This is a genomic window from Pseudomonas brassicacearum, from assembly GCF_003732225.1.
GTDB lineage: Bacteria > Pseudomonadota > Gammaproteobacteria > Pseudomonadales > Pseudomonadaceae > Aquipseudomonas > Aquipseudomonas brassicacearum_E.
On sequence record NZ_MOBJ01000001.1, the window covers coordinates 267,829 to 293,378 of the forward strand.

At 61.1% G+C, this 25,550-nt stretch carries 14 protein-coding genes; 10 read left to right on the plus strand and 4 right to left on the minus strand.

Going from position 1 to position 25,550, the window contains the following annotated elements; translation table 11 throughout:
• Positions 1-444 precede the first annotated feature (444 nt).
• The 4 genes from BK659_RS01345 to BK659_RS01360 all read left to right on the plus strand — a co-directional run bounded on the left by BK659_RS01345 (position 445) and on the right by BK659_RS01360 (position 4,643).
• Positions 445-1,032 (plus strand): UPF0149 family protein, encoded by a 588-nt coding sequence (locus tag BK659_RS01345; protein ID WP_123423389.1) that lies wholly within the window; start codon positions 445-447, stop codon positions 1,030-1,032.
• Between the two features lie 10 nt (positions 1,033-1,042).
• Positions 1,043-1,438 carry a YbaN family protein gene (locus BK659_RS01350; protein WP_123423390.1) on the plus strand — a complete coding sequence of 132 codons (396 nt, stop codon included), beginning with the start codon at positions 1,043-1,045 and terminating at the stop codon, positions 1,436-1,438.
• Between the two features lie 185 nt (positions 1,439-1,623).
• Positions 1,624-3,564 carry a cyclic di-GMP receptor LapD gene (gene lapD, locus BK659_RS01355; protein WP_123423391.1) on the plus strand — a complete coding sequence of 647 codons (1,941 nt, stop codon included), beginning with the start codon at positions 1,624-1,626 and terminating at the stop codon, positions 3,562-3,564.
• 134 nt (positions 3,565-3,698) lie between these two features.
• Entirely contained in the window at positions 3,699-4,643 is a 945-nt protein-coding gene (locus BK659_RS01360; RefSeq protein WP_148050408.1) for a class I SAM-dependent methyltransferase, read from the plus strand.
• 322 nt (positions 4,644-4,965) lie between these two features.
• Here the strand turns inward: BK659_RS01360 and BK659_RS01365 are convergent, their stop codons facing one another.
• Both BK659_RS01365 and BK659_RS01370 read right to left on the minus strand, forming a co-directional pair.
• Positions 4,966-5,328: a transposase gene (locus tag BK659_RS01365; RefSeq protein ID WP_185015268.1), complete on the minus strand. Its 363-nt coding sequence runs from the start codon at positions 5,326-5,328 to the stop codon at positions 4,966-4,968.
• Positions 5,329-5,407: 79 nt separating this feature from the next.
• The gene (locus BK659_RS01370) at positions 5,408-14,944 is read right to left on the minus strand and encodes an Ig-like domain-containing protein (protein WP_123423394.1); all 9,537 of its coding nucleotides are present in this window, start codon (positions 14,942-14,944) and stop codon (positions 5,408-5,410) included.
• An 844-nt stretch (positions 14,945-15,788) separates the two neighbouring features.
• Between BK659_RS01370 and BK659_RS01375 the strand changes: the two genes are divergently transcribed.
• Genes BK659_RS01375 through BK659_RS01385 form a run of 3 tightly spaced genes read left to right on the plus strand, consistent with a single transcriptional unit; the run spans position 15,789 to position 20,696 of the window.
• Positions 15,789-17,153 carry a TolC family outer membrane protein gene (locus BK659_RS01375; protein ID WP_123423395.1) on the plus strand — a complete coding sequence of 455 codons (1,365 nt, stop codon included), beginning with the start codon at positions 15,789-15,791 and terminating at the stop codon, positions 17,151-17,153.
• 18 nt (positions 17,154-17,171) lie between these two features.
• A complete protein-coding gene (locus tag BK659_RS01380) occupies positions 17,172-19,331 on the plus strand; it encodes a type I secretion system permease/ATPase (RefSeq protein WP_123423396.1) in 2,160 nt (719 codons plus the stop codon).
• A 9-nt stretch (positions 19,332-19,340) separates the two neighbouring features.
• Positions 19,341-20,696: an HlyD family type I secretion periplasmic adaptor subunit gene (locus BK659_RS01385; protein WP_123423397.1), complete on the plus strand. Its 1,356-nt coding sequence runs from the start codon at positions 19,341-19,343 to the stop codon at positions 20,694-20,696.
• A gap of 14 nt (positions 20,697-20,710) precedes the next feature.
• Here BK659_RS01385 and BK659_RS01390 read toward each other — a convergent pair whose 3' ends face one another.
• Both BK659_RS01390 and BK659_RS01395 read right to left on the minus strand, forming a co-directional pair.
• Complete coding sequence (locus BK659_RS01390; RefSeq protein ID WP_123423398.1) at positions 20,711-21,304, minus strand: tRNA-uridine aminocarboxypropyltransferase; 594 nt, start codon at positions 21,302-21,304, stop codon at positions 20,711-20,713.
• Between the two features lie 13 nt (positions 21,305-21,317).
• A complete protein-coding gene (locus BK659_RS01395) occupies positions 21,318-22,211 on the minus strand; it encodes a LysR family transcriptional regulator (protein ID WP_123423399.1) in 894 nt (297 codons plus the stop codon).
• Positions 22,212-22,584: 373 nt separating this feature from the next.
• Here BK659_RS01395 and speB point away from each other — a divergent pair, with 373 nt between their 5' ends.
• From speB to BK659_RS01410, 3 genes are read left to right on the plus strand one after another with little or no spacing between them, the layout of a single operon-like run.
• The gene (speB, locus tag BK659_RS01400; protein WP_123423400.1) at positions 22,585-23,535 is read left to right on the plus strand and encodes an agmatinase; all 951 of its coding nucleotides are present in this window, start codon (positions 22,585-22,587) and stop codon (positions 23,533-23,535) included.
• A 9-nt stretch (positions 23,536-23,544) separates the two neighbouring features.
• Positions 23,545-23,967 carry a YybH family protein gene (locus BK659_RS01405; RefSeq protein ID WP_123423401.1) on the plus strand — a complete coding sequence of 141 codons (423 nt, stop codon included), beginning with the start codon at positions 23,545-23,547 and terminating at the stop codon, positions 23,965-23,967.
• Positions 23,968-24,022: 55 nt separating this feature from the next.
• Positions 24,023-25,534, plus strand: a complete 1,512-nt coding sequence (locus BK659_RS01410; RefSeq protein WP_123423402.1) for a purine-cytosine permease family protein — start codon at positions 24,023-24,025, stop codon at positions 25,532-25,534.
• Positions 25,535-25,550: the final 16 nt, after the last annotated feature.

A 25,550-nucleotide genomic window follows, 5' to 3' on the forward strand; every position in this document is an offset into this window, starting at 1 on the left:
TCCAAATGGTGCTGAATATCCCTGCATGCAGGCTGGATCAAAAAACCGCATTGTTCACGGACAGATCCGTAAGCGGATTTGTCATGAGCCGTCGCGACACCTGCAGGGCTTTGCAAAACGCGCGAGTATACCCGAGCCATCCCGGGCAAAGGGCGCCCCTGACGAATAGCCACCCCGTCCAGATCAACAATTCCCCCCGTAGCAGCTGCCGAGCCTGCGAGGCTGCGTTCGGCTGCATAGCAGCCGTAAATCAGACTACTCGGTGTATCAGATAAACCTTATCGTCAGGGTTTACGACCGCTACGCGGCCGAACGCAGGCTGCGCCAGCTGCTACAGATCGGGTTCAGGCCGGCCTGGAATGCGGGCAAATCTGCCGCGCGGCTGGCCGGACCGCTCAAGAACGCCTAGAATTGGGCATCGTATATTCCCAAGGTAGCCCTTCAATGTCCTTCGCTGAGCAACTAACCCGCCTGCAAGCCTTCCTCGACGCCGACGAGCTGCATGACGAGGCGCTGGACTATGTGGCCGCCCACGGCTATCTGACAGCCCTGTCGATCTGTTCCGAGACGGTGCCTGATCGTGAGTGGATCGACGCGCTATTCGCCGAAGAGCCGCATTATCGCGACGCCGCCGAGCGTGAAGAAATCGAATCGACCCTGATTGCCCTCAAGGCTCATATCGCTCGCCAACTGGCGTCCGATGAAGAATTCGAGCTGCCGTGCGACCTCGACCTGGGCGAAGAGCCGGATGATTCCGACCTGCGCGGCTGGTGCATCGGTTTCATGGAAGGCGTGTTCCTGCGCGAAGAAGCCTGGTTCGAAACCGCCGAAGACGAAGTCAGCGAAATGCTGTTGCCGATCATGGTCGGTTCCGGCCTGTTCGATGAGCAGCCTGAGTTCTCCGACATTGCGGCCGACGCCAACCTGATGGACGACATGATCGTGCAGATTCCGGAAGCCCTGACCGCGCTGTACCTGCTGTGCAACGCACCAGACGAAAAACCGGCGATCCTCAAGCCTCGTCACCACTGAGTCGTTGCCTGTGGCTGACCCCATAGGCAACCGCCCCCTGATCCTGCGTTACGTGCTGCTGGCCATCGGCTGGTTGAGCGTAGCGCTGGGGGTGATCGGGATTTTCCTGCCCGTACTGCCCACTACCCCTTTCCTGCTGTTGGCGGCCGCCTGTTTCGCCCGCAGTTCGCCGCGGTTCTATCAATGGCTGGTCGAGCATCCACGACTCGGTCCATGGATTCGCGACTATCTGGACGGCAATGGTATCCCGCTCAAGGGCAAGGTCTACACCATTGGCCTGATGTGGCTGAGCATTGGCCTGTCCTGTGTCCTCGTCCCCCTGCCCTGGGCACGCGGCTTCATGCTGACCAGCGCGGTGCTGGTGACGGTGTACATCCTGCGGCAGAAAACCCTTACCAAATCCTGAATACCTCCCGCCCTTGTGGCGAAGGGGACTTACCTTAATGCCAGCCGCCAACCATCCTGGCGATACACCCATCCTCCAACGACCTGCCCTGCTTTTCACAAAACAGCGCCTAAACTCCAGACATCTGCACGTCAGCGGCCAGACAAATCCTGTCGCCGAGGAAAGTCATGTCTCGGGAGCGCTTCATGTCGCTACTCAAACAGTTGTTTCTGGCCATCTGCCTGTTCTTGCTGGTGGCCTTCAGCGGCAGTTTTTTTGTCAGCCTGGAGAGCTCGCGCGAGCAAATGCTCGGTCAATTGCGTTCGCACGCCCAGGACGCCGCCACTGCGCTGGGGCTGTCGTTGAGCACGCAGATCGACGACCGGGCGATGATCGAGTTGATGGTCAGCTCGATCTTCGACAGCGGCTACTTTTCCAGTATTCGGGTCATCAACATTGCGGACGAGCATGTATTGGTGGAACGCAACGCGGCCGCCACCACCGGCGGCGTGCCGGGCTGGTTCGTCGATCTGGTGAACCTGCACCCGCAAGGGGGCGATGCCTTGGTCATGCGCGATTGGGAGCAAGTAGCGCGCGTCGAAGTAGTGAGCACCCCACAGTTTGCCCTGGCCAAACTGTGGGACAGCAGCCTTGGCAGCCTGATCTGGTTACTGCTGTGCGGGTTGCTCAGCGCGATGTTCGGCGGCTGGTTGCTACGCCGGCAACTGCGCCCACTGGACGCCATGGTCAAACAGGCCGAAGCCATCAGCAAACGCGAGTTTCTCAGCCTGCCGAAGGTGCCCAGCACCCCGGAACTCAAACGCGTGGTGCTGGCGATGAACCAAATGGTCGAAAAACTCAAAGGGCTGTTTGCCGAAGAAGTCGCGCGCAGTGAAAAACTTCACGCCGAGTCGTATCAGGACAGCCTCACCGGATTGGCCAACCGACGCCTGCTCAATGAGCAACTCACTGACCAGTTGCTGGTGACCGAACAAAGCAGTGCCGGGCATCTGCTGATGCTGCGGATCAATGACCTGGCAGGGCTCAATCAGCGACTGGGTGGCCAGCGCACCGACGCGCTGATCACTGCTGTCGGCCAACTACTCAAGCGTCTGATCCAGCAACCGGATCGTCACACCTGGCTGGCCGCGCGCAATCGTGACGGCGAGTTCAGCCTGCTGACCCCGGGCCTGGACAGCAAGGACGCGGCGCGCCTGGCCGCAGAGATCAGCGCCACCCTGGAAAACCTGCGTCTGACCGGCGCCAGTGACTGCATGCCGGTGGCGCATCTGGGAATAGTCGCCTACACACCGGGAGAGGCATCTACTAACGTCCTGCTGCGCCTCGATCAGGCACTGACTGAAGCTCAGCGGCATCCAGAACGGCCGTGGGTGCATCTGGAGCAGTCCGATAATGCACCGAACCATACGCAGCATGACTGGCGCACCTGGATCGATGACGCCCTGACCCACGGCAAAATGCAGCTGTACTTCCAACCCGTGGTGCTATGTGCCGACACCAGCCAGGTGCTGCATCACAAAGTGCTGGCGCGGTTGCTCGACCCGCAGGGCGAAGCCATTTCGGCCGGACACTTTCTACCATGGATCGAGCGTCTGGGCTGGTCGGCACGGTTCGATGTGGCCATGCTTGAACACACCCTCGACTACCTGGCCGAACACCGTTGGCCGTTGGCCTTGAGTGTGTCTGGCAGCACCCTGCGCGATGCTGCACAGCTGCGCCTGATCCTCGATATGCTCGACGCCCTGCCCGCCCTCGCACCGTTGCTGACCCTTGAATTCGACGAGCGCCAACTGCCGCCGCCCGAAGAGTTGCGTCAGCTGAGTCAGAACCTGCGCGACACCGGTTATGGGATCGGCCTGCAACACTTCGGCGGCAGCTTCAGCCAGATCGGCAACCTCACCCAACTGGGTTTGGCCTACCTGAAAATCGACGGCAGCTACCTTCGCGCCATCGATCAGCAAAACGACAAACGCCTGTTCATCGAAGCTATTTTCCGCGCCACCAACAGCATTGATTTACCGTTGATAGCCGAGCAGGTAGAGACACCGGGTGAGCTGGAGGCGATCAAGTCGCTGGGATTGTTCGGCGTCATGGGCCGGCTGATCGGACCGCCAGCGCCCATGTAGGCGACTCATCAGGCGAACGCCCTGTGGCGCTGGCCAGTGCAGGAGGATTATTTAGCCCACCGTTGCCCGACAGGGTTCAAAGCAGGGCAAACTGTGCGCGTTTTTGACCTCCACATTCGACACAGCGACCGCCCATGAACACGACAAGGACTGCGCTCAAGCACTTCAATATGCTGGCCGCCCGACAGGCGTACGCACAAGGCCAGAACATAACGGAGCTGCTTCGCCAGCAAAAGCAACTGAGCTACAACTCCCCCGAGATCATTGAAGCCGCCTACGACTTGCAGGCCGGCACGTACATCGATTACGTCGAAAACAATCTCACCCAGGCGCAGGCCTACGCGGGAGAACTGGCCGGTCTACTGAGCCAGCACCTCAAGCCTCAGGACTCACTGCTGGACATCGGGACCGGTGAATTGACGACCCTGAGCCTGATCGCCCGGCAATTACCCTTCCCGCCCGATCACCTTTATGCCTTCGACATCAGTTGGTCACGGGTGCACAAGGGCATGGCATTCGCGCAGCAACACATGGGCGACACCTTCGAACGACTGACGCCGTTTATCGCCGACATCAGCGAAATCCCCCTGCTCGACAAATCCGTCAACATCACCGTTTCAAGCCATGCGCTGGAACCCAATGGCGAAACGCTCAGCGAACTGCTGGAAGAGTTGTTCCGCGTGACGATCGACAAACTGGTGCTCTTCGAGCCGTGCTACGAAATCAACAGTGAGCAAGGCCGACAGCGTATGGATCGGTTGGGTTACATCAAGAACATCGCCGGGGTCGTTGAACAGCTCGGTGCCACCCTGGTCGAGCAGATCCCGATAAAAACCTCACCCAACCCGCTCAATCCCACGGTCTGTTTTGTCATCACCCCTCCCGACGTCGCGACCCGCCACGCTCCAACCGTCCGCCGTCCCGGCAAGGTGTTTTCGGTGCCGGGCTCCAATCTGCCGCTGGAAAACCTGGATGGGTTCTATTGTTCACAGGACACCGGGCTGTGTTTTCCAGTGCTCAAGTCGCTGCCGATCCTTAAATCCAGCGCGGCGATCCTCGCGTCGGCGTTGATGGATTGAATGCCCGGAGTCGCTCCAGGTAAAGATCGTTCCCATGCTCTGCGTCACGAGTGTCCGGTAAAACTCTCTCATAGCTAAAGGCTGCCTTGGGCGGCCTTCAGCTATGTTCGTTTTTGCCTTCGGTATTCATGGTGTGCCTCACTGAGCGGGCGCTCGAACAAGCTGTGGGTCAGCCGGATAGCAAAGTCTGAAATCGAATCCGAACTGCCTGAGCGTTGCTTATAAAGATGCAGCAAGAGATAGGTGATCAACGCGCTGTAAATCGGCAAGCGCACGGCGTTTTCGGAGAAACCGGAGTACCGTTTGAGCTTGAGGTTTTGCTTTATCCACTTGAAAACAGCTCGATCTGCCAGCGTTGCTTGTACAGGTCGGCGATTTCCTCGGCTGAGCGCGAAAAGTCGTTGGTCACCAAAATCAGCGGCGTATCGTGGTCATCTCGACGAATCTGGACCCGGCGTACGGCTTGGTCGTGATAGTGATTCAGGCGTCGAGTGTTCAGGTATTTCTTGCCGAACAACACGGCCTCGTCCGTCTCAATGAAATCTGCCGCCCCCTCTTTCCTTATGTTTTCTACGTGTTCCACATTGGCGTTTTTCTTGAGTCGAGTAACGAAGAAGGCCCCCACCTGATCGATCTGGTGCCACCAGTTGTAATCGCAGTAACCCTTATCGAAAACGTAGGTCATGCCCGCTGCGCCGTTTAGGTCAGACCCTGTCTGGCAGCCCGGGAGGCACATGTTTGCCCTCCCGGGTAGCTCTAGTCTGTCAGACCGTCAGCGTATGCTCGGCATCCCCGAACCAGGTACGCACCAGATCGACGCCGGTCGTGCCCGCGTGGGCAAGGACCGCCACATCGGTGAAATGCGCACCATTGGCTGCACCATCGGTATCCACCTTCACGGTGATGTCGCTGCCGGACTTCACCAGTTGGACGAAGTCGGACACCTGGCTGCTGCCGCTAACGAAGTTGGCTTTGAGCAACGCGGAGAGGTCAAGCGCGTCACCTTCGGCGAAGTGGTAGTCGAGGATGGTGTCCCCGCCGTCGTTCGGGTTGAGGTAGGCGAACACATCGGCTCCCGCGCCACCGCTGAGGGTGTCCGCCCCGCCACGACCCGCGAGGATGTCGTTGCCGTCGCCGCCACTGAGCACGTCCGCCGCCATGCTGCCCACCTGTGTGCCGCTGGATGCACCGTGGTAATCGACCAGGGTGCCGGCCCCGCCGCCGTCGGTGACCTGGAAGTCGGCCACCGAGTAGTGCCCCAGCAGGTTCACCTCGGCCCGATGCACGCCGTCGTCCACCGTCAGCAGGCCGCCGGAGCCAAGGGCGTTGGCGCTGTAGCTGAGCTGGGTGTGGGCGCCGAAGGCGAGATCGCCGAACATCAGCGAGTCATTGCTTTCGAGTCCGAGAATGCCGACCAGCGAGCCGGCATCCGCGGCGTGCTCCACGATCAGCGTGCCCGCACCTTCGCCGTGGAAGGCGACTGACGCGTGGGCGGCGCCGTTGAAGATCAGGCTGGCGTCACCGTCGATGGTGGCGCTGCCGTTGCCAGTCACGTCGGCCAGCAGGCGCAGGTCGCCGCCATTGGCCCATAAGTGGCCGGAGTTGTCGACCGCACTGGCCACCGTCATGCCACCCGCGCCCGTGGATTCCAGCACGCCGCTGTTGACTATGGTGTGGGTGCCGGTGTCGAGCACCAGGCTGTTCAGCCCGTCGGCCTGGATCAGCCCCGCATTGACCAGCACCATCTGCCCGGCGCCCAACTGGCCGGCGCCGGAAATGTGGTTGTCGGCATTGGTCAGCACGGTGTCGGTGCTGCCACCGAAAATCACGTTGTGCGCGCTGTCGGATAGCAGCACATGGCCGCCACCGGTCAAGGTCGCGCCACGGAAGAGGATTTCCAGGCTGGTTTCACTGCCGGTGGAGCCGAGCTCGATGGTGCCGCTGTTATGGATGCTGCCACCGAGCGGCATGATCGCCCCGTCGGCAATGCTGATGGTGCCGGTATTGGTGGTGAGCGGGTCCACATTGAACTGGAAGTTCGCTTCGCTCAAGCCCGCCGCATCGACACCTTTCAGGGTGATCGTCTGGCCGGAACCTATGCTGACCAGCGCATTGCCGTTTGCGTCGTTAGCGATGCTCAAGTCAGCAAAGCCGGTGGCGCCCGTGAAGCCGATCAAGTCGATCTTGTCCGCTGCCGTATCGAAGCTGTGGATGACGTTGTTGCCAATCGGCTGAGCGAACACGAACAGGTCAGCGCCGCTGGAGGCGGTGAGATTATCGTCCGCTGACAAGGCGAAGATCGGTGAGCCGGGGGCGTAAGCTTCGACATTGTCGGAAACAATATGACTGCTTGTACTGCCGTCCGCATTGGTCCATCCGTAAGTTACTGTGAGTTCCATCGCACCGGCATAGGTGGATGGCGTCATGACGGTCAGTGCAGAAGGGTCGCTGGTCTGTATCGTCCAACTGCCGTCACTGTTTTTGGTTCCGGCACTCAGCACCCAATTTATCGGAACCCCGCTCACCGTGTAGGTAATGAGGTCGGAGGTGTCGTGCGTGGGATCGGTCAGTGCCAGGTTGATAGCCTCGCCGGCTACGCCAGCCGGAGCTGCCACATGGATTGTGACTGTGTGCAGGAGGCTATTTGCCGCTCCATCGTTGATCACCACGTTCACGAGTCGGTCGGTAACGTTGTGGTTTCCGCTCTTGGTGTCGGTGTACTGAACGCCTTTGAGGATAGTCTGGTAGGTGGCCTGGCTAGCCGAGCCCGTGATCGTCAGTGTATAGATCCCATTGTTTGCGCCACTGGCAACACCGGTCACCGTCAACCCCGTAGCAGCGGTCGATGCCGGCGCGTTCAGGGAGAGTGTTTCCCTGACGTTCGCATTGGTGCTGTCCATAGCGTTCGTCAACGTGACAGTCATCGACGACAGGTTCGGCGAGTCGACGTCGGTGACAGTCGCCGACGGCGCAATCAATAACTGCGAGGTGCCTGTTGGATAGTTCGCCGTTGCATCATTGCCCGCGCCGCCACCATTCAAGTCCACTATCGACGCGTCATTGACTGCCGCCACCGTGACGGTCGTCGTTGCGACGTTGCTCGCGTGGTTAGCTGCAGAGCCGTCATCCACCTGGAAGCTAATTGTGCGCGGTGCCGTCGACGGGTTGTCGCTGGTGTCGGAGTAGGTCACCGAGCGTAGCGCGGCTTGATAGTTCGCCACCGACGACGTCCCGCTTAGTGTCAGCACGCCGGTGCTTGAGTTGTAGCTGCCGCTGATGCCGTTTTGGTTGGTGAACCCGAGTACGTCCTGGCCCGAGGCAAAGTTGCTGGTGATCGATACCGTAGCGCCCGTTAGGTTGCTACTGTCGACATCGGTGACCGTCAGCGCCGAGTTGATCGCTGTCGCTGCCTGGTTCTCCGTGTACGACAGAGACCCACCTGCCGTCATTACCGGCGCGTCGTTGGTGCCGGTGATGGTTACGTCCACTGTGGAACTCGAGAGCGCCCCATACTGGTCCTGCATCTGGTAACTGAGCGTCACATGCTCAACCACGCCTTGCGCCAGGTGGTCGAAGTCAGTCCCCGGGTTGAACTGCAACTGGTTGCCGACCACGCTGGCCGTGCCCTTGTTCGCCGGCGCACTGGCCGAGTTCAGCGTGAACAGATGGCCGTCGTCGACGTCGGTGTCGTTGGCCAGCACGTTGACGGTCAGGGTCTGGTTTTCTGTACCGGCGGCCACATCGGCCACTGCCACCGGAGCGTCGTTGGTGCCGGTGATGGTTACCACTACGCTGCTGCTGGCAGGCGCGCCGTGCTCGTCGGTCATGGTGTAGCTGAGCGTGACACTGGCCGTGGCGCCTTGCGCCAGATGATCAAAGTCGGCCCCCGGGTTGAACTGTAACTGGTTGCCGACCACGCTGGCCGTGCCCTGGCCGATCGGCGCACTGGCGCTGACCAAGGTAAACGCGTGGCCGTCGTCGACGTCGGTGTCGTTGGCCAGCACGTTGACGGTCAGGGTCTGGTTTTCTGTGCCGGCGGCCACATCGGCCACCGCCACCGGCGCGTCGTTGGTGCCGGTGATGGTCACGTCCACGCTGCTGGTCGAGAGCGCCCCGTACTGATCCTGCATCTGGTAGCTGAGCGTCACATGCTCAACCACGCCTTGCGCCAGGTGGTCGAAGTCAGTCCCCGGGTTGAACTGCAACTGGTTGCCGACCACGCTGGCCGTGCCCTTGTTTGCCGGCGCACTGGCCGAATTCAGCGTGAACAGATGGCCGTCATCGACATCGGTGTCGTTGGCCAGCACGTTGACGGTCAGGGTCTGGTTCTCTGTACCGGCGGCCGTATCGGCCACCGCCACCGGCGCGTCGTTGGTACCGGTGATGGTCACGTCCACCGTGGAACTCGAGAGCGCCCCGTGTTCGTCCTGCATCTGGTAGTTGAGCGTCACGTGCTCNNCGCTCCCGGGGTTGAACACCAGTTGGTTGCCGACCACGCTGGCCGTGCCCTTGTTTGCCGGCGCACTGGCCGAGTTCAGCGTGAACACATGGCCGTCGTCGACATCGGTGTCGTTGGCCAGCACGTTGACGGTCAGGGTCTGGTTCTCTGTACCGGCGGCCACATCGGCCACCACCACCGGCGCGTCATTAGTACCGGTGATGGTCACGTCCACCGTGGAGCTCGAGAGCGCCCCGTGTTCGTCCTGCATCTGGTAGTTGAGCGTCACGTGCTCGACCACGCCCTGCGCCAGGTGGTCGAAATCGCTCCCGGGGTTGAACAGCAGTTGGTTGCCGACCACGCTGGCCGTGCCCTTGTTGGCTGGCGCACTGGCCGAGTTCAGCGTGAACAGGTGACCGTCGTCGACGTCGGTATCGTTGGTCAGCACGTTGACGGTCAGGGTCTGGTTTTCTGTACCGGCGGCCACATCGGCCACTGCCACCGGAGCGTCGTTGGTGCCGGTGATGGTTACCACTACGCTGCTGCTGGCAGGCGCGCCGTGCTCGTCGGTCATGGTGTAGCTGAGCGTGACACTGGCCGTGATGCCTTGCGCCAGATGATCAAAGTCGGCCCCCGGGTTGAACTGTAACTGGTTGCCGACCACGCTGGCCGTGCCCTGGCCGATCGGCGCACTGGCGCTGACCAAGGTAAACGCGTGGCCGTCGTCGACGTCGGTGTCGTTGGCCAGCACGTTGACGGTCAGGGTCTGGTTTTCTGTGCCGGCGGCCACATCGGCCACCGCCACCGGCGCGTCGTTGGTGCCGGTGATGGTCACGTCCACCGTGGAGCTCGAGAGCGCCCCGTGTTCGTCCTGCATCTGGTAATTGAGCGTCACGTGCTCGACCGCACCCTGCGCCAGGTGGTCGAAATCGCTCCCTGGGTTGAACAGCAGCTGGTTGCCGACCACACTGGCCGTGCCCTTGCTCGCCGGCGCGCTCGCCGAGTTCAGCGTGAACACATGGCCGTCATCGACATCGGTGTCGTTGGCCAGCACGTCGATCGTGAGGGTCTGGTTTTCCGTACCGGCGGCCACATCGGCCACCGCCACCGGAGCATCGTTGGTGCCGGTGATGGTCACATCCACCGTGGAGCTCGAGAGCGCCCCGTGTTCGTCCTGCATCTGGTAATTGAGCGTCACATGCTCGACCGCACCTTGCGCCAGGTGATCGAAGTCGCTCCCCGGGTTGAACAGCAGCTGGTTACCGACCACGCTGGCCGTGCCCTTGTTCGCCGGCGCACTGGCCGAATTCAGCGTGAATACATGGCCGTCATCGACATCGGTGTCATTGGCCAACACGTCAATCGTGAGGGTCTGGTTTTCCGTACCGGCGGCCGTATCGGCCACTGCTACCGGCGCATCGTTGGTGCCGGTGATGGTTACCACCACGGTGCTGCTGGCCGGTGCGCCGTGCTCGTCGGTCATGGTGTAGCTGAGCGTGACACTGGCCGTGGCGCCTTGCGCCAGATGGTCGAAATCGGCCCCGGGGTTGAACACCAGCTGGTTGCCCGCGACGCTGGCACTGCCCTGGCCGATCGGCGCGCTGGCGCTGACCAAGGTGAACGCGTGGCCATCGTCGACGTCGGTGTCGTTGGCCAACACGTCAATCGTGAGGGGCTGGTTTTCCGTACCGGCGGCCGTATCGGCCACTGCCACCGGCGCATCGTTGGTGCCGGTAATGGTTACCACCACGCTGCTGCTGGCCGGTGCGCCGTACTCGTCGGTCATGGTGTAGCTGAGCGTGACACTGGCCGTGGCGCCTTGTGCCAGATGATCGAAGTCGCTCCCCGGGTTGAACAGCAGCTGGTTACCGACCACGCTGGCCGTGCCCTTGTTCGCCGGCGCACTCGCCGAGTTCAGCGTGAACACATGGCCGTCGTCGACATCGGTGTCGTTGGCCAACACGTCAATCGTGAGGGTCTGGTTTTCCGTACCGGCGGCCGTATCGGCCACTGCCACCGGCGCATCGTTGGTGCCGGTGATGGTCACGTCCACCGTGGAACTCGAGAGCGCCCCGTGTTCGTCCTGCATCTGGTAATTGAGCGTCACGTGCTCGACCGCACCCTGTGCCAGGTGGTCGAAATCGCTCCCGGGGTTGAACACCAGTTGGTTGCCGACCACGCTGGCCGTGCCCTTGCTCGCCGGCGCACTGACCGAGTTCAGCGTGAACAGATGGCCGTCGTCGACATCGGTATCATTGGCCAGCACGTTGACGGTCAGGGTCTGGTTTTCCGTGCCGGCGGCCACATCGGCCACCGCCACCGGCGCATCGTTGGTGCCGGTGATGGTCACATCCACCGTGGAGCTCGAGAGCGCCCCGTGTTCGTCCTGCATCTGGTAGCTGAGCGTCACGTGCTCGACCGCACCCTGTGCCAGGTGGTCGAAATCGCTCCCGGGGTTGAACACCAGTTGGTTGCCGACCACGCTGGCCGTGCCCTTGCTCGCCGGCGCACTCGCCGAGTTCAGCGTGAACACATGGCCGTCGTCGACATCGGTGTCGTTGGCCAACACGTCAATCGTGAGGGTCTGGTTTTCCGTACCGGCGGCCACATCGGCCACTGCCACCGGCGCGTCGTTGGTGCCGGTGATGGTCACGTCCACGCTACTGGTCGAGAGCGCCCCGTGTTCGTCCTGCATCTGGTAGCTGAGCGTCACGTGCTCGACCACGCCCTGCGCCAGGTGATCGAAGTCGGTCCCGGGGTTGAACACCAGTTGGTTGCCGACCACGCTGGCCGTGCCCTTGTTCGCCGGCGCACTGGCCGAATTCAGCGTAAACAGGTGACCGTCGTCGACGTCGGTATCGTTGGCCAGCACGTCAATCGTGAGGGTCTGGTTTTCCGTGCCGGCGGCCGCATCGGCCACCGCCACCGGCGCGTCGTTGGTGCCGGTGATGGTCACGTCCACCGTGGAACTCGAGAGCGCCCCGTGTTCGTCCTGCATCTGGTAATTGAGCGTCACGTGCTCGACCACGCCCTGTGCCAGGTGGTCGAAATCGGTCCCGGGGTTGAACAGCAGCTGGTTGCCGACCACGCTGGCCGTGCCCTTGTTCGCCGGCGCACTGGCCGAATTCAGCGTGAATACATGGCCGTCATCGACATCGGTGTCATTGGCCAACACGTCAATCGTGAGGGTCTGGTTTTCCGTACCGGCGGCCGTATCGGCCACTGCTACCGGCGCATCGTTGGTGCCGGTGATGGTTACCACCACGGTGCTGCTGGCCGGTGCGCCGTGCTCGTCGGTCATGGTGTAGCTGAGCGTGACACTGGCCGTGGCGCCTTGCGCCAGATGGTCGAAATCGGCCCCGGGGTTGAACAGCAACTGGTTGCCCACGATGCTGGCACTGCCCTGGCCGATCGGCGCACTGGCGCTGACCAAGGTGAACGCGTGGCCATCGTCGACGTCGGTGTCGTTGGCCAACACGTCAATCGTGAGGGTCTGGTTTTCCGTGCCCGCGGCCGTATCGGCCACCGCCACCGGCGCGTCGTTGGTGCCGGTGATGGTCACCACCACGCTGCTGCTGGCCGGTGCGCCGTGCTCGTCGGTCATGGTGTAGCTGAGCGTGACACTGGCCGTGGCGCCTTGCGCCAGATGATCGAAGTCGCTCCCCGGGTTGAACACCAGCTGGTTGCCCGCGACGCTGGCACTGCCCTGGCCGATCGGCGCACTGGCGCTGACCAAGGTAAACGCGTGACCGTCGTCGACGTCGGTGTCATTGGCCAGCACGTCGAGGGTCAGGGTCTGGTTCTCTGTACCGGCGGCCACATCGGCCACCGCCACCGGCGCGTCGTTGGTGCCGGTGATGGTCACGTCTACGCTGCTGGTCGAGATCGCCCCGTACTGATCCTGCATCTGGTAGCTGAGCGTCACGTGCTCAACCACGCCTTGCGCCAGGTGGTCGAAGTCAGTCCCGGGGTTGAACAGCAGCTGGTTGCCGACCACGCTGGCCGTGCCCTTGTTGGCCGGCGCACTGACCGAGTTCAGCGTGAACAGGTGGCCGTCATCGACATCGGTGTCGTTGGCCAGCACGTTGATAGTGAGGGTCTGGTTTTCCGTGCCGGCGGCCACATCGGCCACCGCCACCGGCGCGTCGTTGGTGCCGGTGATGGTCACATCCACCGTGGAGCTCGAGAGCGCCCCGTGTTCGTCCTGCATCTGGTAGCTGAGCGTCACGTGCTCAACCACGCCTTGCGCCAGGTGGTCGAAGTCAGTCCCCGGGTTGAACTGCAACTGGTTGCCGACCACGCTGGCCGTGCCCTTGTTCGCCGGCGCACTGGCCGAGTTCAGCGTGAACACATGGCCGTCGTCGACGTCGGTGTCGTTGGCCAGCACGTTGACGGTCAGGGTCTGGTTTTCCGTGCCGGCGGCCACATCGGCCACCGCCACCGGCGCATCGTTGGTGCCGGTGATGGTCACATCCACCGTGGAACTCGAGAGCGCCCCGTACTGGTCCTGCATCTGGTAATTGAGCGTCACGTGCTCGACCGCACCCTGTGCCAGGTGGTCGAAGTCGGTCCCGGGGTTGAACACCAGTTGGTTGCCGACCACGCTGGCCGTGCCCTTGCTCGCCGGCGCACTGACCGAGTTCAGCGTGAACGCGTGGCCGTCGTCGACATCGGTGTCATTGGCCAGCACGTTGACGGTCAGGGTCTGGTTTTCCGTGCCGGCGGCCACATCGGCCACTGCCACCGGCGCATCGTTGGTGCCGGTGATGGTCACATCCACCGTGGAGCTCGAGAGCGCCCCGTGTTCGTCCTGCATCTGGTAATTGAGCGTCACATGCTCGACCGCACCCTGTGCCAGGTGGTCGAAGTCGCTCCCTGGGTTGAACAGCAGCTGGTTGCCGACCACGCTGGCCGTGCCCTTGTTTGCCGGCGCACTCGCCGAGTTCAGCGTGAACACATGGCCGTCGTCGACGTCGGTGTCGTTGGCCAGCACGTTGATAGTGAGGGGCTGGTTTTCCGTGCCGGCGGCCACATCGGCCACCGCTATCGGACCGTCGTTGGTACCGGTGATCAACCATGACATCGACCCGGGAGTCGTGGCAATGCCGTCGGTAACACCAAAGCTCACCGTCACCGTCATCGGCTCGCCTGCTGCGAGGTGTTGGTAGGCAGCGTTCGTCGGGTCAAGCGTGAAAGAATGCGTTGTCGCGTCATAGCTCACACCGGCCGGGAGGGAGGCCGGGAGGTTAACGACAGAAAGTGTAGTGCCATGATCGACGTCTGAGGCGTGTGCTAACGCGTTCAACGTGACAGCATGCCCGTCCTCAGTGGCATTACCGGTTACTGTACCCGTCACCACCGGCGCGTCGTTGCTGCCTGCAAACTGCACCGTCGCAGTGGCCCAACTGAGCGTGCCGTTGCCGAGACGAATCGCATAAGTAAAGCTATCCGTCAGGGACTCGCCAACAGCAAGCGCCTGGAGTTGTACCTTGAAAGCATCCGACAAAGTAGCGACGTCGTAGCCGACCGTGCCATCCGACGTAATCCAGATCTTTGCACCATTGAAACTGGTGTCAGAACTCGTCGCCTCAACTCTGCCAGTGTCTTGGGTCAGGAGGTCGGCCGGAGCATAAACCTTGGTGGCAGTAGAAAGACTGGTCGCGTTATCGAGTGACCAGAGTGTCTTCGCGTTGCCGCCGAGATCATTGGACATGACGTCCAGATACACGATCTTCTGCAGATCTTCAGTGATGGTCACGCTGCCCGTGCCAGTAACACCAGTAGTGAAGATGTCATCCGTTGCCTGCGGCGTGTTGGAAAACGAAGTAACGGTTCCGCCGCTGGTAGTTGTGGTGCTAGCCATGTCTTTCTCCCGAGAATTCCAATTTTTTTAAGAATCGCTACAGACTGCTAACAGCCACAAAACGGACTCTTCTTTGCTGGAGCAAACCGGCGCAGTGTTCTGTCCATTCACGATGTTGTCATCCGATGCCTGTGAAGCGATTAGGGCGAAGTCCCGCTTTTGTACCGCTCAGGTTGTTCAGGAGCGGTGCAAGGCGGCCGCCGGACATCGTCGGCCAGCTGGGCAGCCGACTGCCGGGCCTGACTGGATGGGCGCTGCCGGCAGAGGGGCGTCGGTATCACGATGGTGGAGAAGCTCGCCGCGCTTGAGGAGCGGATCGCAGGACAGGTTGGGCGAACGTGGGACCGAGCCTGAGGCTGCGCTGCGCATAGCGCGCAATAAACCGAGAGCGCCCATGTGGAAGGGACTCCTGAAATAATGGCTGGGTGGGGCCGTGTCTTGGGGTAGCACTGACTCAGGGAGACGGCCTTCCCTGATATCAGTTTGATGTTTGTTTAGTTGTCGGGTCAGGTGTTGTAAAGGTGTTACACGAAGGGAAAGGTGTAATGCGCCAATATTCCGACAAATGGATACTATTGCGCCGATATCTGTCGTTATTTTGGCGGTCTGTTTGTGGCGAAGGGGTCGGGAGGGCCATGGGCACTCAACACCGGCTTGGCTTGAATGAGCCGAAACCCAAATGGTAGCTGAGCGCATTAGCTTTTTTTGACATAGACCTTATGAGAAATTCCTCTTGGTTTCTCTCCAAGATGTTCTTAGCTCTCTGTTACAAGCCTGAAACGGTTTGACCTATAAAGTTCGTCAATTATCTGGCGACTGATAAGCACCATCAGGATCAGGGACTATGGGCGTTTCGAAACCCCTCTGCTGCGCGATTTTATTGGCCATGGCTTGTTCACATCAGACCCAGGCCATGTCACTGACCGAAGCGATTCAAAGCACGCTGGACAACCACCCGGAGCTGCGCGCTGCGCAAGACAATCGCCTGTCTGCCAATGAGGACGTGAAAGTTGCCAAAGGAGGCTACTACCCAAGCATCGATCTGAGTGCCGCTTACGGACGCGGCTATAGCGACAACTCCACCACGCGCGGCCTGACACCCAGCGGCAATCACACCGAAACCCAGTGGTACACCCGGTCCGAATTGCGCCTGCGGCAAATGCTTTTCGACGGTTTCAATACCGCTAACGAGGTCGGCCGCACGAAATCGGTGTCCAACTCGCGGGCCTATTTCACCCGAGGCACCGCCGAGAGCCTGGCCCTGCGCACCATCGAGGTTTACCTCGACGTGCTCAAGCGCCGAGAGTTGGTGACCCTGGCCACCAACAACCTGCAAGCCCACTTGCGGGTCAACGACCAGATCGGCTTGCGCACTCAGCGCGGTGTCGGCAGCAATGCTGACCTTGATCAATCGAAAGCCCGTCGAGCACTGGCGCAAAACAACCTCGACACCGCACAGGTCGACCTCGCTGACGCCGAGGCCAACTTCTACAGCGCGGTGGGGCGCATGCCCGATGAACTGGAAACACTGCCCTCGGTTCGCGGCGAAGTCCCCGTCAGTCTGCCGGACGCCCGGCAGAGCATGCTGGAAAACAACCCTTACCTTAAATCAGCACAGGCTGACATGAATGCCGCCCAGAGCCAGTACGAAATTGCCAAGTCGCCGTTCTATCCACGCTTCGATGCCGAAGCGGCAGTCGGTGCCAACGACAACGTGCAAGGTGATCAGGGCCACGACAACGAATGGCGGGTTGGCGTGATCATGAACTACAACCTGTTCCGCGGCGGCAGCGATAAGGCCCGCCTGCAATCGGACGCGCACAAAATCAACCAGGCCATGGACATCCGCAACAACGCCCTGCGCATGCTCAACGAAAACATCACCCTGGCCTGGAACGCCATGGTCAACGCGAGGAAACAAACCCCGGCCGCCCGTGAATACGCCGAAACCACCACCCGGGTACGTACGGCCTACCAGGACCAGTTCGGCCTTGGCCAACGGACCCTGCTCGACCTGCTGGACAGTGAAAACGAGCTGTACACCGCCAATCGCCGCTACACCGAAGTGCGTTACACCGAGGAGTTCTCCATGTACCGCGTGTTGGCGAACATGGGTGAATTATTGACCAAGGAAAAAGTCGTGGTGCCGGCGGAAGCGATCGCCCAGACCGAAGTGAAGAGCGAAGCCCGTTTGCCTGATATGAGATAGCTCACTGGAGAGATCGATTTGACCAGCATGGAACCCGGCAACACTGGCGTTGATCCACGCCTGAGCTTTGATGATCCGCTGTTGGATGGTTTGTTGATCCTCTGCAAGCTGCACGACTGCACCGTCAGCCGGGCCAGCCTGAGTGCCGGGCTGCCACTGGCCAGGCAACGCATGAGTCTGGAGCTGCTGCCCCGTGCAGCGGCTCGGGCCAGTTTGCAGGCGCGATTGCTGCGGCGTGAACTGGCGTCGATATCAACGCTCAACCTGCCGGTGATGCTGATCCTCAAGAATGGCCGCTGCGCGGTCTTGCGGCGCTGGGGCGACGATGGCAAGGCGCTGATTCTGCCCAGCGAGGCCGAGGGCGGTGAACAATGGGTCAGCCGTGAAGAGCTGACCGAGGAATACAGTGGCCAGGCGTTATTCGCCCGGCCACGACATGAGCTCGAAGACTTGCGCTCACCGCTGGTGCCGCGCGTCGAGGCCTGGTTTCGCGACACCTTGAAGCTGTCGCGCTGGCTCTACAGCGATGCGATTCTGGCGAGTCTCCTGATTAACCTGCTGGGGCTGATGGTTCCGCTGTTTGTAATGCAGACCTACGACCGGGTAGTGCCGAACCAGGCCACCTCGACCTTGTGGGTGCTGGCTATAGGGCTGTTGATCGGTACCGGTTTTGAACTGGTGCTGCGGATCGTACGCGCGCATTTGCTGGACACCGCCGGGAAGCAAACCGACGTGATCCTTTCCGCGACTTTGTTCGAACGTATCACCGGCATGTCGATGAAAGCGCGACCGGCAACCATTGGCGGTTTTGCCCAAAGCATCCACGACTTCCAGGGGCTGCGCGAGTTTCTCACCGCCGTGACCCTGACCAGCCTGATCGACCTGCCGTTCACGGTGCTGATGCTGGTGGTGATCGGCCTGCTCGGTGGCTGGCTGGTGGTCATCCCGCTGCTGGCGTTCCCGATCACCATCCTCTTCGCGATGATGATCCAGATCCGCCTGCGCGACACGGTCCGCAAGAGTCTGGCGCTTGGCGCCGAACGCCAGGCACTGCTGATCGAAACCCTCGGCAGCCTGGAAACCCTCAAGGCCTGTAGCGCCGAAAGCGAACGCCAGCACAAATGGGAAAGCACCCACGGCGCCCTCACCCGCCTCGACAGCCATGCCCGCAACCTGTCGGCGCTGGTCACCAACGGCACACAGTTCATCCAGCAGTTCTCCGGCATGGCAACCATCGTCGCCGGGGTCTACAGCATCATCGCCAGTAACCTCAGCGTCGGCGCCCTGGTGGCGACCTACATGCTCGGCAGCCGCGTCCTCGCACCGTTGGGGCAAATCGCCGGGCTGATCACCCGCTACCAACAAGCCCAGCTGACCATGCGCAGCACCGATACGCTGATGTCCCTGCCGCAAGAACGCGATGCCAAACAGCGGCCACTTGAGCGCACGCAGCTGCTGGGTGCACTGGACGTCAGCGGCGTGACCTTCCGCTACAACGGGCAAAACGCCCCGGCTCTGTCCAACGTCAGCTTCAGTGTAAAACCCGGCGAACGGATCGGTGTCATCGGCCGCAGCGGCTCGGGCAAAAGCACCCTGACGCGGTTGGTGATGGGTTTCTATGCACCGGAAGAAGGCCAACTGCTGCTCGATGGCCTGGACCTGAGGCAACTGGACGTCGCCGACCTGCGCCAGCAAATCGGTTATGTCGCCCACGACCTTCCGCTACTGGCCGGGAGCCTGCGGGACAACCTGACCCTCGGCGCACGCTACATCAGCGACTCGCGGATGCTCGAAGTGGCCGAACTGACCGGTGTCACTGACCTCGCCCGCCAGCACCCGCAAGGCTTTGATCGGCCTGTCGGTGAGCGCGGCCAGTTGCTGTCCGGCGGCCAGCGTCAGGCGGTGCTGCTGGCCCGAGCGTTGTTGCTCGACCCGCCGATCATGTTGCTCGACGAACCCACCAGCGCCATGGACAACAGCAGCGAAGATGTTCTGCGCCAACGCCTGCATAAGTGGCTTCAGGGTAAAACCTTGCTGCTGGTCACCCACCGCACCTCGATGCTTAGCCTGGTGGACCGTCTAGTGGTGCTGGACAACGGCCGGATCGTCGCCGACGGTCCGAAAGAAGCGGTCATCGATGCACTGCGCAAGGGCCGTGTCGGCTCTGCGGCTGTTTAGGAGTCGCCTATGTCTGCTTCACAAGGTTCGCGCGGCTATTTCAACAGCTTCAGCAAAAGCGCAGAAAGCGGATTCATGCCCGACATCTACGCAGCATCGCTGCAGGATTCGCCGCGCTGGTCGCGGATGACAGTGTGGATCGCCGCGGCGCTGATCATCACCGCGCTGGTCTGGGCCAAATTCGCCGTGCTGCAAGAAGTCACCATAGGTGAAGGCAAGGCCATACCGTCGAGCAAGGTTCAGGTGATCCAGAACCTGGAGGGCGGTATCGTCACCGAGATCTTCGTGCGTGAAGGGCAAATAGTGAACAAAGGCGATACCCTGCTGCGCCTTGATGACACACGGTTTCTGTCTAACAAGGGTGAGAGTGAAGCGGATCGCTTTGCCTTGATCGCAAAGATCGAGCGGCTGTCTGCCGAAGCCGAGGGTCGGCCTTTCAAGCTCTCTGACAAGGTCATCGCAAAAGCCCCACAAGTGGCTGAAGACGAGCGCTCGCTGTTTGAACAACGGCAACGTCGCCTGGCCAGCGAGCAACGCACACTGACGGAGCAACTTCGACAAAAAACCCAGGAATTGGCAGAGTTTCGTTCCAAACAGGGCCAGTTCAGTTCCAGCCTGGGTTTGCTCCAACAGGAAATGAACATGTCGGCGCCGCTGGTGGGAACCGGCGCGGTTTCGCCGGTGGAAATACTTCGTCTCAAACGCAGCGCGGTGGAAATCCGTGGTTCGCTGGACGCCACCACCCTGGCGATTCCCCGGGCCGAATCGGCGATCAACGAGATCAAAAGCAAGATCGATGAATCAGTGCAAGGCTTTCGCTCGGACGCCGCCAAGGAGCTCAACGAGAAACGCACCGACCTGTCGAAAATCACCGCGTCGAGCATTGCCATCGATGACCAGGTCACCCGCACCACGGTGGTGTCGCCGGTGCATGGGGTGATCAAGCAACTGAAGGTCAACACCATCGGTGGCGTGGTTCAGCCGGGCAGCGACATAGTGGAAATCGTGCCGCTGGAAGACAACCTGCTGATCGAGGCCAAGGTCCGCCCGCAAGACGTGGCGTTCCTGCATCCTGCCCAGAAAGCCATGGTCCAGTTCAGCGCCTACGACTACACGATCTATGGCGGCCTGAGCGCCAAACTCGAACTGATCGGCGCCGACACCATCACCGACGACAAGGGCAACAGCTTTTACCTGATTCAGGTACGCACCGACAAAAACCACTTGGGCGGCGACGTTAAGCCGCTGCTGATCATCCCGGGGATGGTCGCTACGGTGGACATCATCACCGGCGAGAAAAGCGTGCTGGATTACCTGCTCAAGCCTGTGCTCAAAGCCCGGACCGAGGCGATGCGGGAACGGTAAAGATCTTTTCGCGTTTAGCCGCCGTGATTGCGCTGGTATGTTTCCTCGCCCATCGCCGCGATCTGTCCTTCGATCAATGCCTCAAACGGACGTAACAGCGGCTCGAACGACGTCGGTGCCTCAAGCACCTGCAACGCCTGCACGATCGCCTCCACCGTCGACAACGCCCCCGGCCCTGGTGCCTTGCGCAACCGATAACGCGACACCGCGCCTTCGGCCAACGTCACTCGGGGCAACGCTGCCAGCAATGGATTGAGGTGCAGCATCTTGCGCGCCTTGCGCCAGGTGCCGTCCGGCACCACCAGCAGCAACAGTTGATCGGCGGGCGTATAGGCCTGCAACGGTTGCGCGTCGTCAGCAGGGAATAGCAAGCGGGCCTGATAACCCGGTTGACTCAACAGGCCCGGCAAATCCTCGAACACTTCGCCGACGATCAGTTCGGCATTGTTCAGCCCCAGCGCCGCCAGCCGCGCGGTGTTCAACGCATGGTTCACCTCGCTCGGATGCTGCAACAGCAACACCCGGGTGCGGCTGTCGAGGCTGGGAATCAACGGGCACAGGCAATGGGTTTGCGGGCGCAGGCAACGGGCGCATTGGATTCTGGACATACGATTCTCCCGATCAGGCCTGGTTGAGCTGCGCTTTGAGCAAGTCGCGGAAGGTCTGGATCAATGGCTCACGACTGCGGCCACGACGCACGATCATCGAAAACGGTGCCTGGTAGCCGAAGGTGGCCGGCAGCAGCACGCGCAAATCACCCTTGTCGGCCCAGGCCTGGGCGTAGTGCTCCGGCAGGTAGCCGATGTAGGCGCCGGACAGCACCAGAATCAGTTGCGCTTCCATACTCTCCACCGTCGCCGCGCTGTGCTTGAAGCCGTGGCGAGCCAATTCGGCCTGGCTCCAGTAACCACGACCGACCATGCGCTGCTGGGTGATCAGTTGTTCGGGAATCCGCCGCTCGGCGAACAACGGATGGCGACTGCTGCAATACAACCAGTGCTGTTCCCGGTAGAGCGGCATGTAGACCAGCCCGCTCATGCGCGTGGAGAACGCACCGATGGCCAGATCGAGGCGATTGTCTTGCACGCCGAGTTGCAGCTCGTAAGGGCTCATCACCGACAAATGCAAATGCACGGCCGGGTGCTCCTGACTGTAGGCACCGATAGCTTCGGCGAATGGCAAAGCCTTATCGCTGACAGTCGAGTCGATCACCCCGAGGTTGAGCGTACCGCGCAGCTCGCCCTTGAGCGCCGCGGCGTACTGTTCGAAACCTTCAAGTTCACCGAAAAGACGCAACGTCTCCTGATGGAACAGCTCGCCCTTGCTGGTCAGGCTGAAACCACCACGCCCACGATGGCAGAGCACCAGCCCCAGCGCCGCTTCGAGCTGGCTCATGTAGGTGCTGATGGCCGACGTCGAGAGATTGAGCTCGTGCTGAGCATTGGCAAACCCCTGATGACGCACCACGCTGACGAAGATGCGCAATAGTTTCAGGTCGGGTAACGCGTTGGCCATGGTGAAAGTTCCGAGTGAAATGCTGTCGTCGTCGCGACACAGCCCCCGTAGCAGCTGGCGTAGCCTGCGTTCGGCCGCGAAGCGGTCGCCATCCAGGCAACTCAATTTTCCTGAAAGCTCAAGTATCGCGATCACGACTGCTGCGCAGCCGAACGCAGGCTACGCCAGCTGCTACAGGACGTATTCCAGCTTTCATTGGGTGGGAAGTCTATCTCCCCTCTCGCCATTAGTTTAGAAAAATCTGAACTAAGTATTTGCCGATAGCGATTCTTCTCCCGCACTACATTTCGCAGAATCCGCTCAACAGGTGCCTGTGCGATCCCTTTGCGCGGTGCAACCCCATAAATAAAACAATGATGATGAGGCCATACCCGTGGACAAGATTCTTCACCAACCACTGGGCGGCAATGAAATGCCGCGCTTCGGCGGCATCGCCACCATGATGCGACTCCCCCACTTGAAAACCGCTGCCGGCCTGGACGCTGCCTTCATTGGCATCCCGCTGGACATCGGCACTTCCCTGCGCGCCGGCACCCGCTTCGGGCCACGCGAGATCCGCGCTGAATCGGTAATGATCCGCCCGTACAACATGGCCACCGGTGCTGCGCCGTTCGACTCGCTGTCGGTTGCCGACATTGGTGACGTGGCGATCAACACCTTCAACCTGCTGGATGCCGTGCGCATCATCGAAGAGTCCTACAACGAGATCCTCGAACACGACGTGATCCCGCTGACCCTCGGTGGCGACCACACCATCACCCTGCCGATCCTGCGTGCCATCCACAAAAAACACGGCAAAGTCGGCCTGGTCCACATCGACGCCCATGCCGATGTGAACGATCACATGTTCGGCGAGAAAATCGCCCACGGCACCACCTTCCGTCGCGCTGTTGAAGAAGGTCTTCTGGACTGCGACCGCGTCGTGCAGATTGGCCTGCGTGCTCAGGGTTACACCGCTGAAGACTTCAACTGGAGCCGCAAACAGGGCTTCCGCGTGGTTCAGGCCGAGGAGTGCTGGCACAAGTCGCTGGAACCTCTGATGGCTGAAGTCCGCGAAAAAGTCGGCGGTGGCCCGGTGTACCTGAGTTTCGACATCGACGGTATCGATCCGGCCTGGGCGCCAGGCACCGGCACCCCGGAAATCGGCGGTCTGACGACCATTCAGGCGATCGAAATCGTTCGTGGCTGCCAAGGCCTCGACCTGGTCGGCTGCGATCTGGTAGAAGTCTCGCCGCCTTACGACACCACCGGCAATACCTCGCTGCTGGGTGCCAACCTGCTGTACGAAATGCTCTGCGTACTGCCGGGCGTGGCTCACCGCTGAGGTTTGACCATGAACGCACGTGATCAGGTCCTCGACGCCGCCGCCGAACTGGTGTCGGCGTTCGCTCAAAATGATCGCGAAGCCTACTTCGGCGCGTTTAGCGCCGATGCCAGCTTCGTGTTCTACACCCTCGAACAGCCGTTGCTGTCGCGCAATGCCTATCAGGCGTTGTGGGACACCTGGCGCTCCGAGGATGGCTTCGAGGTGCTTTCGTGCACCTCAAGCAACGCCTTCGTCAGCCTGCAAGGTGACGTGGCGGTGTTTGTCCATGACGTGGCCACCGAGTTGCGCATGCAAGGGGAGCAACATTTCAGCCAGGAGCGCGAAACCATTGTTTTTAGAAAACAGGTGTCTCGCAAACAACAAGAAGGCCGTTGGCTGGCCTGCCACGAACATTTGTCCGCAATGCCGGAAGGGCTGCCCTCCCCTTAGCCAAGACAGGTGACGCTCGCACACGATGAGCGCGCCTCTATGATCGGAGCAGATCATGAATAACAACAACAAAGACCAAAGCCTTACGCAAATTGAAACCCACGGGGTCGAACAGATCCCCGACCACGAACGTACCGCAAGTCCGCTGGATCTGTTCCGGATGATCTTCGGTGGTTCGAATACCTTCGCCACCGCCGTGCTCGGCAGTTTCCCGGTGCTGTTCGGTTTGTCTTTTCAAGCCGGCGTCTGGGCCATTGTGCTGGGTGTACTGGTCGGCTCGCTGATCCTCGCGCCCATGGGCCTGTTCGGCCCGCTCAACGGCACCAACAACGCCGTATCTTCCGGTGCGCACTTCGGTGTGCACGGGCGGATCGTCGGTTCGTTCCTGTCGTTGCTGACCGCTATCGCGTTCTTCTCACTCTCGGTGTGGAGCTCGGGTGACGCGTTGATCGGTGGCGCCAAGCGCTTGATCGGTATTCCGGAAAACGACCTGACCCTGGCATTGGCCTACGGCCTGTTCGCGATTCTGGTGCTGACGGTGTGCATCTACGGCTTTCGCTTCCTGTTGTGGGTCAACAAGATCGCGGTGTGGAGTGCCAGCCTGCTGTTCCTGCTGGGTATCTTCGCCTTCGCCGGCCCCTTCGATGCGAACTTCGCCGGTAGCGTCAACCACGGTCAACCTGGCTTCTGGGCAGCCTTCATCGGCTCCACGCTGCTGGCGATGAGCAACCCGATTTCCTTCGGCGCGTTCCTCGGTGACTGGTCACGCTACATCCCGCGCGAAACCTCGAAAGGCCGAATCATGGCCGCCGTGGTGATCTCGCAAATCGCCACCCTGATCCCATTCATGTTCGGCCTGACCACCGCGACCATCGTGGCGATCAAGGCACCGGATTACATCGCTGCGAACAACTATGTCGGTGGCCTGCTGGCCGTGTCGCCGAGCTGGTTCTTCCTGCCGGTGTGCCTGATCGCGGTGATCGGCGGTATGTCCACCGGCACCACCTCGCTGTATGGCACCGGCCTGGACATGTCCAGCGTGTTCCCGCGACTGCTGTCGCGGGTCAAGGCAACCTTGCTGATTGGCGTGCTGTCGATTGCCTTCATCTTCATCGGGCGCTTTGCGGCGAACCTGGTGCAGAGCGTGTCGACCTTCGCCGTGCTGATCATCACCTGCACCACCCCGTGGATGGTGATCATGATCATCGGCCTGCTGGTGCGTCGCGGCTTCTACTGCCCGGATGACTTGCAAGTGTTCACCCGTGGCGAGAAAGGCGGACGCTACTGGTTCCAGCACGGCTGGAACTGGCGTGGCCTGGGTGCCTGGATCCCGAGTGCAATGGTCGGCCTGTGCTTCGTCAACCTGCCGGGTCAATTTGTCGGCCCACTGGGCGACCTGGCCGGCGGAATCGACATCAGCCTGCCGGTGACCCTGGGCCTGGCCTCCCTGGTGTACCTGGCATTGCTGAGCCTGTTCCCGGAACCTTCGGCCGTATTCGGGCCGAACGATCCACGCAGCAAGGGCACGGATTCGCTCGCTAAACCGGTCATGCGCCAAGCCGCCTGACTCACGCACTACCTGT

Bases quoted from the DNA above. Each gene is read 5' to 3' on its own strand.
- BK659_RS01345 (WP_123423389.1), top strand. From the start codon at position 445: ATGTCCTTCGCTGAGCAACTAACCCGCCTGCAAGCCTTCCTCGACGCC.
- lapD (WP_123423391.1), top strand. From the start codon at position 1,624: ATGTCGCTACTCAAACAGTTGTTTCTGGCCATCTGCCTGTTCTTGCTG.
- BK659_RS01360 (WP_148050408.1), top strand. From the start codon at position 3,699: ATGAACACGACAAGGACTGCGCTCAAGCACTTCAATATGCTGGCCGCC.
- BK659_RS01365 (WP_185015268.1), bottom strand. From the start codon at position 5,328: ATGACCTACGTTTTCGATAAGGGTTACTGCGATTACAACTGGTGGCAC.
- BK659_RS01375 (WP_123423395.1), top strand. From the start codon at position 15,789: ATGGGCGTTTCGAAACCCCTCTGCTGCGCGATTTTATTGGCCATGGCT.
- BK659_RS01385 (WP_123423397.1), top strand. From the start codon at position 19,341: ATGTCTGCTTCACAAGGTTCGCGCGGCTATTTCAACAGCTTCAGCAAA.
- BK659_RS01390 (WP_123423398.1), bottom strand. From the start codon at position 21,304: ATGTCCAGAATCCAATGCGCCCGTTGCCTGCGCCCGCAAACCCATTGC.
- BK659_RS01395 (WP_123423399.1), bottom strand. From the start codon at position 22,211: ATGGCCAACGCGTTACCCGACCTGAAACTATTGCGCATCTTCGTCAGC.
- BK659_RS01405 (WP_123423401.1), top strand. From the start codon at position 23,545: ATGAACGCACGTGATCAGGTCCTCGACGCCGCCGCCGAACTGGTGTCG.
- BK659_RS01410 (WP_123423402.1), top strand. From the start codon at position 24,023: ATGAATAACAACAACAAAGACCAAAGCCTTACGCAAATTGAAACCCAC.